A 14,336-nucleotide genomic window follows, 5' to 3' on the forward strand; every position below is an offset into this window, starting at 1 on the left:
CTTTGTGAACTCTGCCATGAAAGGCAAGAGATTGCTTGGAATTGGCCCGGTGTGGCGTACTATTTCGCAGTTGGTTCAGACACATCATTGACACGGGAATGTTTCGACTTGCAATGTGGGCAGCAATAAGGTTAGATCACCTCGAAAACGTTGAGTCAGAATCTGCCCAAGGTGAATCTGACTCACAGATGTCAAGTGACGTGATAGAACGTAGAGCACATCTGAACCACAGCATCAAAACATGATGTGACCACCTACCGAATGCGAGATTCATGGCTACGGATTACGATGCCCCCCGCAAGAACGACGACGAGCTTCGCGAGGACTCCATCGAGGAACTCAAGAACCGCCGGACTGACACTCAGTCGGCTGTTGTAGATGAGGATGAAGCGGAAGCTGCTGAAGGATTTGAACTCCCTGGCGCCGATCTTTCTGATGAGGAATTGCAAGTCACCGTTCTCCCAGCACAGTCAGATGAGTTTACCTGTGCTTCTTGCTTCCTGGTACGTCACCGTTCCCAGGTCGCTTTAGAAGAAGACGGTATGCTCTACTGCACTGACTGTGAGGGCTAGATTTGAAATGCGACATGCCGCATAGTCGTTCAAAGTAAATACCAGTAAGAAACAACAAAGGGGCTCTACCGTGTGCACACGGTTGCCCCTTTGCCTATTTCATAGCGGAATACGCGCTAGTTGAGAGCTATTTTCCCTGCTCTGTTGTATCTGAAGCTTGCTCAGCCTCTAATTGTTCGCGTTCAGCATCGATGAGCCACTGCGGGATTTCTTCTTCGTGACCGATGTCGAGATCTTCTTGTACGTGCATTGACCCGCCAAGAAGGTTCGTGAGCTCTTCTGGCTTATTCGTTGAAGTCAGCCAGTACGGAGTGCGGTCCTGTCTGTCTTCAATCTGGATGCGAACGACAGGTTTGACCCAGCTGCGCAGGTGAAGATAAGCCAAGCCATGGAGCTTGGGCCCGCGTTGCTGAAAAGCGTCATCGCCACGGTAACCGGTTACCGTTCCGACATGTTTTCGCTCAATAGTTGCACGGCCAACCTGCACATGGGTTGTAGTAACGCTGATATCTGTTGTTGTGGATATCAGCACAAAGGCGGCGACGGCCGCTACTACAATCCCGGATCCGATGCCCCAGCTGGTTCCGAAAGGCGCCAGAGTTAGCCAACCGATCCCTCCGGCTAGTAACACCATTAGCCACATCGGCCATGTGGGCCGCAATTTCTCGTGATAAACGATCGGGGATCCGCCCGGTCCAATTCGCTTTTCAACATTTTCAGTCATATTGTCCAGCCTACAGCTCCAGTTGATGCCTCCATCATTTTGGGCAATAGTGGCTCCTGGTGACTAGACTGTGACCTTGTACCACTGATATAAACTCCAGGAGCGTGCGCTACATGACAGCCACACCGTCCGACGCCAAGCACTCACCACATCAGCTCCGTATTGAGTTGAAGATGTTAGATGAGAGTATTGCCGCACCTCGATATGCTCTGCCCGGTGATGCAGGAGCCGATCTCAGTACAACTGTTGACGTTTCACTGGCTCCAGGGGAGCGCCAACTGGTACCGACTGGCGTCGCGATGGCCATTCCTGAAGGATTTGCAGGTTTTATTCATCCCCGTTCAGGGCTAGCTGTAAGAGCAGGGCTGAGCGTGGTTAATGCCCCGGGAACAATCGATGCTGGATATCGCGGCGAAATCAAAGTCCCATTGATCAATCTTGATCCTAGCGAGACGATCCATTTAGCGCGGGGTGAGCGAATCGCACAACTAGTCTTACAACCTGTTTATCAGGCTGAGTTTACCGCCGTCGATGAACTGCCAGACTCCGTCCGAATGGATTCTGGCTTTGGGTCCACCGGAGGCTTTGTGCCAGGCCCCTAGCCTGCACTACGGTCCTACTGAGTTATGAGGAGAGTTTTTCACGATGCTTTTTGGACGCAATAGAAACGTTCAAGCTGAAACAGTCGTTTTACCGGAGCATTTGCGAGATCCAGAAGACGCACCTGCCGCCGACGAAAGACTAACGGGTCCATTTGATATTTCTGAGGTTGAGACTCGTGACTTCAGCAAGGGATATATGGATCTTGGGGCTATTAAAGTTCCGATGCGGAAAAAGGTCTCTTACCGTTTAGAACAAGAGCAAGCTAAAAATAAAGTTTTTGCTGTGTCGGCTGTGCATGACAACTCCACTCTCCAAATACAGGCGTTTGCCGCACCGCATTCCGGTGGGCAGTGGAACGAGATCCGTCAGGAGATGTTCGACCAGAACAAATCCGCTAAAGGGGCCAAAGTCACCACCGAAGAAGGAGAGTTCGGTAAAGAGCTATTGATTCGGATCCCGGCAGAGCTACCTGACGGTCGCAAAGGCGAAAGAATTGCGCGGTTCCTAGGTGTCGATGGTCCTCGGTGGATGATCCGCGCAATGATCATGGGCAAGGCCGCACTGAACCAAGACCAAGCTGCGCTCCTATACGACATATTGAAGAACACGGTGATTGATCGCGGCGAACAGCCGCTGCCAGCTCGGCAAATGCTGGAACTGACACCGCCAGAAAATGTGCAAGTTGCTATGCGAGAAGCAGCAGCACGTCGTCGTCAAGAGGCCAAAGCTCAACAACAAGCCAAGCAGAACTAAGAATTGGTTCGGAACTTTTTTATCCTTACAAGCCGGAAACGAGCACAATATTGACTCACGCTGATCAGCAGCCCGATGACAAGGACCCGCTCAAGCAGGTCGCTCAACGACTTGCCGGAAGCACATCCGTAACTTCTACTGGGGGCTTGGACCTGTTGGCCTCCGTTGGGGGCTTGCGAGGCATAGCTGAGGCGATCGTTCCCGCTCTTGTATTCTTGGTGACCTTCGTTGTCACTTCGGATGTCTGGACATCTGCGATCTGGGCTGTGGGATTAGCCGCCCTAGCAAGTGTTCTGCGGCTTATACAGCGACAGCCCCTCACACAAGCGTTAGCGGGTGTCATCGGAGTGGCAGTCTCGGCTGCAGTCGCGTTACTGCAGGGCGACGCCCGCGGTTACTACGTCATAGGCTTCTATGTTTCCGCAGCGTATGGACTTGCGTTCGCGATTTCTATGGCAGCCAAATGGCCAATTATGGGCCTCATCTATGGCTGGATCCGGGGCGAAGGTCTGGCCTGGCAGAAGGATCTTGTTCGACGACGAAAGTATCAGATCGCCACACTGCTCATGGTCTGTGTGTTTGCGACACGGCTCGTTGTTCAGCTGCCAATGTACTGGGCAGACGATGTCGTTGCACTCGGGGCCGCTCGTCTGGTGATGGGTGTGCCCCTGTATGCGCTTGTCTTGTGGTTCGGTTGGTTGGTATCGCGTCCTACACCGGTCGACAATACACAACGAAACAACAAACGAGACGACGGCGAGTCGGCTGCAGATGCGGAGACAGATCCAAAAGTATGACCCTTCAAGACACAGTGATACATCACACACGGGCGAGGGCTACTATGATGGTCAGGACATTGATAACTGAATTAGGCGTGAAAATCGGTTTGCCGAGATTCACAGAAACACAACACTCACATCACAATTTGAAGCAGGCCGATCAATGACAAGCACAGGTTCACAAACTGCCGCGCATCTGGCAGCACATGACAAAGATGCTGGCCAGATTCTTACTCTTGAAGTTGGAGCAATGGCCCACGGGGGTCACTGTGTTGCTCGCCATGACGGCCGTGTCATCTTTGTACGACACGCAATTCCAGGCGAAATAGTCAACGCAGCCGTCACCTCTGGGGGAGATGACGCACGATTCTGGCGAGCCGACACCGTATCGGTTGCCCGACCGTCAGAGTTTCGTCGTTCCCACCAGTGGAAACTCGCGGACGCGATTCGCGCACATGCCTCCGGACGCTATCCGGTAGGTGGGGCAGAATATGGGCACATCACTTTGGAACACCAGCGTCGGCTTAAGGCACAAGTGTTTCGGGATACGATGACTCGCATTGGAAAGCTCAACGTCGAGGCCCAAGTGGTGGGCATAGCCGAGGACGAACCAACGGGCCTGCATTGGCGCACCCGAAATGCTTTCGCTGTCACATCGGCAGGCCGTTTGGCGATGAATGTTCATCGTTCCGCCGCTGTAGTGCCAGTTCGCAACATCCCATTGGGTGTACGTCAGCTTGATGCGCTCCAGCTCTGGGACATCGATTTTAGCGGTGCAGGCCGTGTCGAAGTAGCAACTCCAGCCCACGGAGAAGAAGTCCTAGTCGTGATCTTCCCGCTGGAATCTGTAGGTGCCGATAAAAAACTTCTTGAGCAGCACATCGCCCAGTGGCGCAAACGAATGGTTCACCTACCGTCCAAAGTTTCGGTTGTAGTTGGCTTGCGTTCCAAACAGTTTGGCCCAGTAGAACTTGTCCGTCTCCGTGGCCGCACCTGGGTGAGCGAACTCGTAGAGACTCAAACATACGGTGCTCATCAATTCCGCATCTCTGGAGACGGTTTCTGGCAAGTCCACCGGGATGCACCCGAAACTCTGGTCAATGCAGTCATGGATGCTCTTGATACACAGCCCGGTCAGGTGATCGCTGATCTCTATGGCGGTGCAGGACTATTCTCCAAATTTATTGCGGATGGTGTTGGAGAGGACGGCGTGGTGCTGTCCGTTGAAGCCTCCCCGGGCGCGTCACGAGATGCACGAAAGAATTTACACGATAAGAAACAAGCATTTGTGATCAATGGCCTTACCGATCGCATCATCGGGTCTTGGCTGCAAAATCCTGACGCGCCGCTCGAAAAGGGCGGCCTGGGTGGTCGACAGGTTGATGCTGTTGTGCTCGACCCACCTCGTTCTGGTGCGGGGCGCGCGGCCATCACAAGGATTCATCAGTTAGACGCTGAAAAAATCGTGTACGTCTCGTGTGATCCAGCATCGTTTGCGCGAGACACAAAATGGTTGGTGGAGCACGGCTGGGAAATTGAGGAAAGTACCATTTATGACCTGTTCCCAGACACCTTCCATATGGAGACGGTGACGACCTTCCGCCCCTCCGCTGCTTTGAGACAATCACGCACTGACAGCTGACTCGCGTTAGAATAAGAGCCACACCGCCCTCGCATGCGATGATCGGGCTGGGCGGTTCGCACCGGCAATGCCCTGAGGTGTCACCTGCATGCGTAGAGGGTCAGCGCTAACACAGGACAAAGGAATCGCCCTAAATACGGGCGGGAAAAGAGGAGTCCACTGTGACTACAGTAGATAGCTTCGGTTCCAAAGGCGTCTTGAACGTCGATGGTGCTGAGTACGAAATTTTTCGACTCAACAAAGTCGAAGGTTCGCAGAAACTTCCCTACTCACTGAAAATTCTGCTAGAAAACCTGCTTCGCACTGAAGACGGTAAGAACATCACCAAGGATCAGATTGAGGCACTAGCCAGCTGGGAGCCATCAGCTGATCCAAGTACCGAAATTCAGTTCACTCCGGCACGTGTCCTTATGCAGGACTTCACCGGTGTACCCTGTGTCGTTGACTTGGCGACCATGCGCGAAGCCATCACCGACCTTGGTGGCGACCCAACACTGGTGAACCCGCTGGCACCGGCCGAACTGGTTATTGACCACTCGGTTCAGATTGATCACTTCGGTACCCCAGATGCCGTCGAGCGGAACGTTGAAATTGAATACCAGCGTAATGGTGAGCGTTACCAGTTCCTTCGCTGGGGACAAACCGCATTTGACGATTTCAAAGTGGTTCCTCCTGGCATGGGTATTGTCCACCAGGTCAACATTGAATACCTTGCACGCACCGTTATGACTCGTGAAGTCGACGGGGTCCTGCGGGCCTACCCAGACACATGTGTTGGTACTGACTCCCACACCACCATGGTCAATGGTCTGGGCGTACTCGGCTGGGGCGTTGGCGGCATCGAGGCCGAAGCTGCAATGCTCGGCCAGCCAGTATCCATGCTGGTACCACGCGTGGTCGGCTTCAAGCTGACCGGTGAAATTCCAGCTGGCGCTACGGCAACCGACGTCGTGCTAACCATTACCGAAATGCTGCGTGAACACGGCGCCGTTGGCAAATTCGTTGAGTTCTACGGTCAAGGCGTTGGTTCGGTACCACTGGCCAACCGTGCGACCATCGGTAACATGTCGCCAGAGTTCGGTTCGACCGCAGCCATGTTCCCAATTGATGACGTAACCCTGGACTACCTGCGCCTTACCGGTCGTTCTGAAGAGAACATCAAACTGGTTGAGGCCTACGCCAAAGAACAGGGTCTGTGGCACGATCCTTCGGACGAAGTCGAATATTCCGAATACATGGAACTGGACCTGTCAACGGTTGTTCCTTCAATCTCGGGTCCACGTCGTCCACAGGACCGCATCATTCTCGATGATTCCAAGGACCAGTTCCGCAAGGATATTCATGACTTTGCGGACGCCGATGAAGCTGGCGTCGGTCGTCCATCACGGACCGCCGATGTTGCATTGAGCAACGGTAACGAATTCGAGCTTGACCACGGTAAAGTTGCGATCGCCTCGATCACCTCGTGCACCAACACCTCGAACCCATCGGTCATGATGGCTGCTGCCGTGTTGGCACGCAACGCCGTGGAGAAAGGTCTGACGTCGAAACCATGGGTCAAGACCTCCGTTGCACCAGGCTCGCGTGTGGTCACCGAATACTACGAAAAATCCGGTCTTATTCCACACTTGGAAGAACTCGGTTTCTCCATCGTGGGTTACGGTTGCACGACTTGTATTGGTAACTCCGGGCCGCTTGCCCCAGAAATCTCCCAAGCCGTCAACGACAACGACCTTGCGGTCACTTCGGTACTCTCCGGTAACCGTAACTTCGAGGGACGCATCAACCCAGACGTCAAGATGAACTACCTGGCCTCACCACCTCTGGTTGTTGCATATGCACTGGCCGGTACCATGGACTTCGACTTCGAGAACGATCCACTGGGACAAGACAGTGAAGGCAACGACGTCTTCCTGTCTGAGCTCTGGCCTGATCCAACCGAAGTACAGCAGATCATTGATCGTTCGATCGACACTGAAATGTTCAACGAAGAATACTCGACCATCTTCGACGGTGACCATCGCTGGAAGGCACTCAACACTCCAGAAGGCAAAACCTTCGAGTGGGATCCAGAGTCAACCTACGTACGGAAACCGCCCTACTTCGAAGGCATGACTCTTGAACCAGAGCCAGTCCAAGACGTTGCTGGCGCGCGTGTTCTGCTGAAACTGGGTGACTCGGTAACAACCGACCACATTTCTCCCGCTGGTGCCTTCAAATCTGATACTCCAGCCGGCCGGTACCTCATTGAAAATGGTGTAGCCCGTAAAGACTTCAACTCCTACGGCTCCCGCCGTGGTAACCACGAAGTTATGATTCGCGGTACATTCGCAAACATTCGCATCCGTAACCAGATGCTAGACGGTGTTGAGGGTGGTTTCACTCGCGACTTCACTCAAGAAGGCGGACCGCAGGCATACGTCTATGACGCCGCTATGAACTACCAGGAAGAAGATATTCCACTGGTCGTTCTTGGTGGTAAGGAGTACGGCTCCGGTTCGTCACGTGACTGGGCAGCGAAGGGCACCGCACTCCTGGGTGTCAAGGCAGTAATCACCGAATCATTTGAGCGTATTCACCGTTCAAACCTGATTGGCATGGGTGTACTCCCGCTGGAATTCCCAGCAGGTGAGTCCGCAGACTCACTGGGACTGACCGGTACTGAGACCTTTGACATCACTGGTATCACCGAACTCAACAAGGGCGGCACCCCGGAGACCGTTCACGTCACCGCAACTAGCGAAGACGGCAACAAGGTCGAATTCGACGCTAAGGTACGCATCGATACTCCGGGCGAAGCTGACTACTACCGCAACGGTGGTATTCTGCAGTTCGTTCTACGTCAGATGGCTACTAAAAACGACTAGTTACTAGTCGACGAGCCACGCGTCGAACATTCTGACGCCCGGATGGCCCGAAACCCCACGTGGGTTTCGGGCCATCCGTTTCTTTTTACACCTTTCCCGCTCAGAGCTGTAGAGTTTTGGTACACCCTTCAGCCAGCAACGCTAGGACGACTTTGACCATACTTCGCATGTACCTTCACACCCCTGACTCAAAACGTCCGACGCACTATCGGGAAGCCTGGTGGGAAGAAGACACTAAAGAGTTCGTGCTGCATTACGGCAAAGTGGGGGAGATAGGCACAACGAAAGTTGAATCGGTTTCCAATCCAAATGAGGCAGAAATGTTGCTGTCATCTTTTCTTGAACAGAGTCGAAACGACAGCTACGTTGACGTCGTCGAAGTCGACCAAGACACCTTTACCGTGACGATCAAACAAAAGGGCAAAGAGCCTACCGCTGTGGAAATGACCAACGCGGAAAAGTTCCTCCAGGAATATACGGGCCTTCTTGCCTGGCGTGGTATCGGAGCAGTCGAGGACTGGGAATCAGTATCGGGTCAGGGAAAATTCGTTTTCAATGTTCGCACGGTGCACCGCAATAAAGCTATGAAGTTGGCTTCTCAGGCTGTACAAAAAACGGACTTTCGAGCAGATCGTCTGAGCACCGAAGGGCGCTAACCATGAAATTTCGACGTGTCGGTGATTCTGGGTTAGTCGTTTCAGCCATTGGTTTTGGCTGCAACAATCTCGGGCGTCCCAATTCTGCAACAGAGGAAGCAGGCGAGGCGATCCGAGTTGTGCAAGCTGCGGTGGACGCAGGGGTAACCTTCTTCGATACGGCAGATACGTACGGGAGATCTCCTGGTTTATCCGAACAGTACCTTGGTCAAGCGCTGAAACCCGTGCGTGATCAGGTGATCATCGGCACGAAATTCGGTATGGATATGCGGGGTGCCAACGGGATGGACTTCGGCGCTCGAGGATCGCGACGCTACATCGTGCGGGCGGTAGAAGCCTCTTTGCGTAGGCTAGACACCGAATATATCGATCTACTGCAATACCACACCCCGGATAACCTGACCCCTGTCGAGGAGACGCTGGCGGCACTCGATCAACTTATCTCAGACAGTAAAGTGCGATATATCGGGCATTCGAATATGTCTGGATGGCAAATGGCTCAAGCGCACTATGTTGCCAAGGAGCTCGGCCGAGAACGGTTTATCTCAGCACAAAATCATTATAATCTCATGGACCGCCGTGCAGAACTTGAGGTCCTGCCTGCCGCGATAACTTTTGGAATGGGTGTCTTTCCGTACTTTCCACTCAATAACGGTCTACTCACGGGAAAATATCGACCGGACGGAGGACCGGAAGGTTCTCGACTGTCATATGTACGTCAGCACATGGTCACCGATGCTGATTGGAACCAGCTGTCCCAGTATTCGAATTTCGCACAGGAACGTGGCATTACTGAAGTTGAGGCCTCCTTTAGCTGGTTAGCATCACAGCAACCTGTGGCGTCTGTTATTGCAGGAGCGACACGTGTGGCGCAAGTACAGCAAAATGCACGTGCTCTAGAATATGAAATGAACTCACAAGACCTTGCAATCCTCGATGAAATTTTCCCTCCAGCTGACCGCGTCGCCCTGTACTAAGAACTCAAAACAGGTTTGGACAAAACCGTGGGCAATTTCGTTATACATGGCTGAACCGAAAGTAGCTCGAAATCGTTACTAGCATTATCAATATCACCACAACTCTCGGCGCCATCGCACTTGTCATCTTCATGGTGTGGTCGCTATGGAGCCTCAGCCAATCGCCTCTGAACCCTGTGCAGAGGGTGTGGTGGATTCTGGCCGTGTTTATTTTGCCTGGCTTCGGCTCAGTTGCATGGTGGTGGTGGATCAAACGTCATTATCCACGCCGAAAAGCAGAAGACCCGGACTGGGATCCTGCAGTAAATAAGCATGCGCGAGGCCAGCAAGGGCGTCCACGCCCTAGTCGGGGTAGGTACAAACAGATTGACGACTGATGACCTACAGTCAGCTTGGTTCCACTTCCACCAGGATCCAGCCGTTTTCAATCGATGTATCGTGCCTGGTGAGGGGTAATTGAGCCGGTCCGGCGACGGCCTCACCGGTTGCTTTATCGAAGTTTGATGAGTGACAAGGACATATAAAGGGGTCAGCCACGTTGGCACTAACTCCAACGATACAACCTTGGTGAGTGCAGACGGCTGAATAGGCTCGTACAGTTTCGTCGGACTCCCGATATATGAGAACCTGATTGCTTCCTACTGCTAGCTGTACAGCTTCACCCACCGGTAGTTGATCCAGTCTAATGGCTTGGGTTAGGGCACCCCCTGAGAACGTTTCTTGTTCTGGGCCCGTTGAACATGCTGCGAAGGTCACTGCCGCGGTGGCGATGCCACTGGCTGCGAGGAAGGAACGTCGCGACGGGTTATTCTGACAGCAACTCATATGGAATTCGACTATTTTTCTAATGGGTCTGGATCAAGCAAGGCCACGGTAATGACAGCCGAGGTTGCTTGGATCTGCCAGGGGCGTGCTCCCAAATCAGACAGACGACGTTCAACTGATTCTGGAGTGATGGGTTCCGGCGGGCGCCAGCAAATCTCTCGCAAGGTTTCAGGCAGCAAAAGATTCTCTAGGGGCATGTTCTGCTGATCGGCAACTCGTGCCAGCCGATTACGACACGTTTGCAGCCGGCGAGCAGCCAGTGGTTCCTTGTCGCGCCATGCCTTGACTGCCGGTGGTGACTGGGAGGACGCTCGCATGGGAGGTACCTTGTCCGGATCTTGGGCTACTTTAATGCCATCCTGGACGGCTTGCAGCCAACGGCGTGCGTCACGAGAGGCGGCCTTGCGGCGCATCCGTGGAATTTTCATGAGCTGAGGCACGGTGCGTGGCTTTGATTTTGCTACCGCGACGAGAGACCGGTCATTGAGGAGCTTACCTGGTGGGAGATCTCGTGATCTGGCAATCTTTTCACGTGTTGTCCATAGCGATTTTACGATCGCTAGTGTCCGACGATCCGTGATCTCGTGTATTCCTGAGGTGCGCCTCCACGGATCTTTGCGGGGTGGCTTGTGCGGTCGAGTGAGTAGTGAATTGAACTCTTCGTAGGCGATTTCAAGCTTGTGAGCTGCCTGCAACTCGAGGATGATGACGTCACGCAACTCGTGTAGTAGTTCAACATCAAGCGCTGCATAGTTCCGCATATCTTCTGGTAACGGCCGGACTGACCAATCTGCTGCAGAGTGTTCTTTGGCCAGTGTGATGTTGAGCTTGTGCTCGAGTAGAGCAGACAAACTCACCTTGTGGTACCCGAGAAGACGACCGGCTAGCTCGGTATCAAAGAGTCGGTCGGGCCATAAGCCGGCTTGTCGTAGCGAAGGAAGATCCTGGATGGCTGCGTGGAGAATCCACTCGACACCGTTGAGGGCTTGCTGAATTGGTGCAAGACTTTCCAAAGCTTCTGGATCCAGCAGCCATATAGTGTCGCCTTGACGCTTGAGCTGAATGAGAAAGGCACGTTGTCCGTATCGGTAGCCACTAGCCCGTTCAGTATCAACAGCTACGGGCCCGGTGCCGGCACGAAGTTTTTCCGCAACGTGCTCGAGCTGGGCTTGAGTATCAACGATTGGGGGAATCCCACCGACTGGCTGTTCAATGAGGGTCGGCTCGTCGTGACGGTCTTGAGGTTGATGGCCCTGGTGGACGTTATCTGGAGAATCTTCAAAACCATCTGCGGTGAGATGCGCGCTAGAAATCGTTACTTCCTTCGGATTGGATTCAGTGGGATCACACCCTCTGAAACGGGTGGCAAACCGGCGAACGTGCACACCATATCGGTCCAAGCTGTCAAATGTCTATTTAGATTATCGCCGGCGGGCGTCCACGATGCGCGCAGTTCTAAATCGGTGGTCTCACTCTGTTGATCGAGCATGCCGAAGCCTTTTGAGAGAACTCTAGTGGCTGTGCCGCCTGGTTGCCGGTACGTGGCAGAAGCTTCGTCGAGTGATTCCAGAATCCAGGTCCAGGCGACCTCAGTCAGGAGGGGATCCTCTCCAAGGTCAGATTCGACACTCGTGCGAATGTAGGTGATAATTCTGAAATTGCCATCCCATACATCAGAGTGTTGACTGTCATAGAGGAGAATGAAACGTCCTACGGCCCGCGCTTCGCCGTCACTATCTGCGACGTCTGCGGCCATTGCGACGGCGTAAGGTGCAAGCTTTGCGGGAGCAGGTACTTCCACAATGTCAACCTCAGCACGCGTGCTTGCCTGCCGCAGCTCATCAAGGGCGGCCCGGAAAGTCTGCGGCGCATCATGCAGTGCTTGCGTGTGGGATTCTTGTGGATTCACACTCCTAGGTTAAACCCGTACTTGAAGGATTCGGTGGCGGCGCGCCGCACGAAAACGATGAGACGATTATTCTGCAGACTTTGTCAAATCCAAGCTGAGCGAATTGAGGCAATAGCGCAAATCAGTTGGTGTATCGAAGCCTTCACCGGAGAAGACGTGGCCCAGGTGAGATTCGCAGTTTCTGCAAAGAACTTCAACTCGCGTCATCCCCATTGAAGTGTCTTCGACGTAGGTGATTTTGTCGTTGTCCGTTGGGGCATAAAACGAAGGCCACCCGCAACGGGCATCGAATTTTGTTTCGGATTTGAAGAGCTCTTCACCGCAGGCCCTGCAGGAGTAGGTACCGACATCTTCGGTGTCCCAGTATTCTCCCGTGTACGGTCGCTCAGTACCTGCTTGACGAAGCACATGAAAAGCTTCCGGGCTGAGTCGTTCTTGCCATTGTTGGTCGGAAAACGACTGAGCTTCTGCACGGGATAACCGCTGATTGGTGTTGGTAGAAAGATCTGATGGAGTAGTCATGACTCTAATATATCGTGGAGAAAAGTCTGGTGGCTAGAGATTTGCCTGACTGCAAAACCTGCCGTATTCGAACAGAGGTACTGTGACAGAGACACTAGCGAAATGTGTGCGTACAGGTAACAATGTAGGCATGGGTGATAGCAACCTTCGAAACATTGTTCGACAGCCTTTTCGTGGCCTGCAGCATCAACCAGCAAAACGGACTGTGCGCTGGTCTGCAGTTGGTGCAATTACTGGTGCTCTTGCAGGTACTGCACTTGCTGTCATTCCGACGCTGGCGTCAATTTTTGCTCGCACAGTGGTGACGCCAGACCCGAAGCCTACGGAAGACGTACACGTATATAACTATTGGCCGCGCCGCGGAACATCCGGACATGGCTTGATCGAATTATCCATCACACACCAGACAACCGTACGGGGTCAGTATGCCCTGGTTTTCGATGAAGGTAACGGTGTGGCACGTATCGGTGCGGTCACGGCTACTGACCGGAAACGGGACACAGTAACTCGGATTGTCGAAGAGGTATATAGCGGGGATCTTGCCCAAACTGTTCGTGGTAGATGGGCGGGGTTCGTTTGGCCTACTCCAACTGAAGCCGGTTATGCATTTCGTAATATCGACATTCCTGTGGATGATGGTTTAGCTCCAGCCTGGTTTATCAAACCAAAACGTCCATCCCAGCATTCCAATACTTGGCTCATCACTGTTCACGGCAGAGGTTCTAAACGCAATGAGGGTCTTCGCATGATGCGTGTAGCCCAGCGGATGGGTATGCCTGGATTGCTGGTCTCGTATCGAAACGACGGTGACGCACCGGATGCTCGGGACCGAAAATTTGGTCTTGGAGCAACGGAGTGGCCAGATATTGAAGCTGCGATTCTCTATGCATTGAATAATGGAGCCACCTCTGTAGTTCTGGGTGGTTTTTCGATGGGTGGTGCAGTCAGCCTCCAAGTCATGTACCGGTCAGCATTGTCCAGCTACATTCGTGGGCTCGTCCTGGTGGGCCCTGTCATCGATTGGATGGACGTTCTGCGTCACCAAGCACAGATCAATAAATTGCCACACATTGCAGGCAAGTTGGGGAGCTGGCTGATCGAGTCACCGTGGGGGAAGACCATCACTGGTTTGGCGTCACCGGTCGACCTGCGACGTTTGGACTGGGTGGCACGTTCTGACGACATCACCCACCCGATCCTGATTTTGCATTCCGAACACGATGATTTTGTGCCGATTGGCCCCTCAGCGCAGCTTGCTGCAAAGAACCGACAGTTGGTCAGTTTGGTTCGCTTCCAAGATGCTCGCCACACTCGCGAATGGAATGTGGACCCGGAAAGATTCGATTCGGCAATGCTTACCTGGTTACACGTTTTGTTGACTGGCCCTCAACAGCCTCGATTAAGCCTGTCCAGCCCAAAGACTGCTGAATAGTCGGCTTGCCTCTATAATGGGAGCAATCAGTTTTCCAGAATGCCCGTGACGAAACGCGGGAGAGGAGTTCTATAC

14 protein-coding genes are annotated in these 14,336 nt (G+C 53.3%); 9 read left to right on the plus strand and 5 right to left on the minus strand.

Translation table 11 applies throughout. The features are described from left to right. The first annotated feature begins 272 nt into the window (after positions 1–272). Positions 273–572, plus strand: a complete 300-nt coding sequence (locus L0H14_RS00295) for a DUF4193 domain-containing protein (protein WP_022870679.1) — start codon at positions 273–275, stop codon at positions 570–572. Between the two features lie 127 nt (positions 573–699). Here L0H14_RS00295 and L0H14_RS00300 read toward each other — a convergent pair whose 3' ends face one another. Further along, positions 700–1,296, minus strand: a complete 597-nt coding sequence (locus L0H14_RS00300) for a DUF3093 domain-containing protein (protein WP_301416641.1) — start codon at positions 1,294–1,296, stop codon at positions 700–702. A gap of 113 nt (positions 1,297–1,409) precedes the next feature. On the opposite strand from L0H14_RS00300, the gene dut reads away from it, so the two are divergent. From dut to L0H14_RS00335, 7 genes are all read left to right on the plus strand, one after another. After that, positions 1,410–1,898 (plus strand): dUTP diphosphatase, encoded by a 489-nt coding sequence (dut, locus tag L0H14_RS00305; RefSeq protein WP_301416643.1) that lies wholly within the window; start codon positions 1,410–1,412, stop codon positions 1,896–1,898. A 43-nt stretch (positions 1,899–1,941) separates the two neighbouring features. Further along, entirely contained in the window at positions 1,942–2,652 is a 711-nt protein-coding gene (locus L0H14_RS00310; RefSeq protein WP_301416645.1) for a DUF3710 domain-containing protein, read from the plus strand. A gap of 50 nt (positions 2,653–2,702) precedes the next feature. Further along, positions 2,703–3,449, plus strand: a complete 747-nt coding sequence (locus tag L0H14_RS00315) for a DUF3159 domain-containing protein (RefSeq protein ID WP_301416647.1) — start codon at positions 2,703–2,705, stop codon at positions 3,447–3,449. Positions 3,450–3,594: 145 nt separating this feature from the next. Then, on the plus strand, positions 3,595–5,073 hold the full coding sequence (locus L0H14_RS00320; protein ID WP_301416649.1) for a class I SAM-dependent RNA methyltransferase: 1,479 nt from the start codon (positions 3,595–3,597) through the stop codon (positions 5,071–5,073). 161 nt (positions 5,074–5,234) lie between these two features. Beyond that, on the plus strand, positions 5,235–7,940 hold the full coding sequence (gene acnA / locus L0H14_RS00325) for an aconitate hydratase AcnA (protein ID WP_301416651.1): 2,706 nt from the start codon (positions 5,235–5,237) through the stop codon (positions 7,938–7,940). Positions 7,941–8,092: 152 nt separating this feature from the next. Then, complete coding sequence (locus L0H14_RS00330; RefSeq protein ID WP_301421283.1) at positions 8,093–8,596, plus strand: hypothetical protein; 504 nt, start codon at positions 8,093–8,095, stop codon at positions 8,594–8,596. 2 nt (positions 8,597–8,598) lie between these two features. Then, the gene (locus L0H14_RS00335) at positions 8,599–9,573 is read left to right on the plus strand and encodes an aldo/keto reductase (protein WP_301416655.1); all 975 of its coding nucleotides are present in this window, start codon (positions 8,599–8,601) and stop codon (positions 9,571–9,573) included. A 387-nt stretch (positions 9,574–9,960) separates the two neighbouring features. On the opposite strand, the gene L0H14_RS12485 is transcribed toward L0H14_RS00335, so the two are convergent. The 4 genes from L0H14_RS12485 to msrB form a co-directional block, all read right to left on the minus strand. Further along, positions 9,961–10,398 (minus strand): Rieske 2Fe-2S domain-containing protein, encoded by a 438-nt coding sequence (locus L0H14_RS12485; RefSeq protein ID WP_367618010.1) that lies wholly within the window; start codon positions 10,396–10,398, stop codon positions 9,961–9,963. An 11-nt stretch (positions 10,399–10,409) separates the two neighbouring features. Then, positions 10,410–11,783, minus strand: coding sequence for an HRDC domain-containing protein (locus tag L0H14_RS00340; RefSeq protein ID WP_301421284.1), 1,374 nt, complete (start codon positions 11,781–11,783; stop codon positions 10,410–10,412). Next, positions 11,714–12,307 carry a DUF3000 domain-containing protein gene (locus L0H14_RS00345; RefSeq protein WP_301416659.1) on the minus strand — a complete coding sequence of 198 codons (594 nt, stop codon included), beginning with the start codon at positions 12,305–12,307 and terminating at the stop codon, positions 11,714–11,716. The genes L0H14_RS00340 and L0H14_RS00345 overlap by 70 nt, the downstream gene beginning before the upstream one ends. A gap of 66 nt (positions 12,308–12,373) precedes the next feature. Further along, positions 12,374–12,829 (minus strand): peptide-methionine (R)-S-oxide reductase MsrB, encoded by a 456-nt coding sequence (msrB, locus tag L0H14_RS00350; protein ID WP_301416661.1) that lies wholly within the window; start codon positions 12,827–12,829, stop codon positions 12,374–12,376. A 205-nt stretch (positions 12,830–13,034) separates the two neighbouring features. On the opposite strand from msrB, the gene L0H14_RS00355 reads away from it, so the two are divergent. Continuing rightward, positions 13,035–14,261, plus strand: a complete 1,227-nt coding sequence (locus L0H14_RS00355) for a S9 family peptidase (protein WP_301421285.1) — start codon at positions 13,035–13,037, stop codon at positions 14,259–14,261. The last annotated feature ends 75 nt before the right edge of the window (positions 14,262–14,336 follow it).

Origin of the sequence: Yaniella sp., assembly GCF_030453185.1 — a bacterium.
Classification (GTDB): domain Bacteria; phylum Actinomycetota; class Actinomycetes; order Actinomycetales; family Micrococcaceae; genus Yaniella.

Excerpts from the sequence above, each read along its gene's own strand:
- L0H14_RS00300 (WP_301416641.1), bottom strand. The coding sequence starts at position 1,296 with ATGACTGAAAATGTTGAAAAGCGAATTGGACCGGGCGGATCCCCGATC.
- L0H14_RS00320 (WP_301416649.1), top strand. The coding sequence starts at position 3,595 with ATGACAAGCACAGGTTCACAAACTGCCGCGCATCTGGCAGCACATGAC.
- L0H14_RS00295 (WP_022870679.1), top strand. The coding sequence starts at position 273 with ATGGCTACGGATTACGATGCCCCCCGCAAGAACGACGACGAGCTTCGC.
- L0H14_RS00335 (WP_301416655.1), top strand. The coding sequence starts at position 8,599 with ATGAAATTTCGACGTGTCGGTGATTCTGGGTTAGTCGTTTCAGCCATT.
- msrB (WP_301416661.1), bottom strand. The coding sequence starts at position 12,829 with ATGACTACTCCATCAGATCTTTCTACCAACACCAATCAGCGGTTATCC.
- L0H14_RS00310 (WP_301416645.1), top strand. The coding sequence starts at position 1,942 with ATGCTTTTTGGACGCAATAGAAACGTTCAAGCTGAAACAGTCGTTTTA.
- dut (WP_301416643.1), top strand. The coding sequence starts at position 1,410 with ATGACAGCCACACCGTCCGACGCCAAGCACTCACCACATCAGCTCCGT.
- L0H14_RS12485 (WP_367618010.1), bottom strand. The coding sequence starts at position 10,398 with ATGAGTTGCTGTCAGAATAACCCGTCGCGACGTTCCTTCCTCGCAGCC.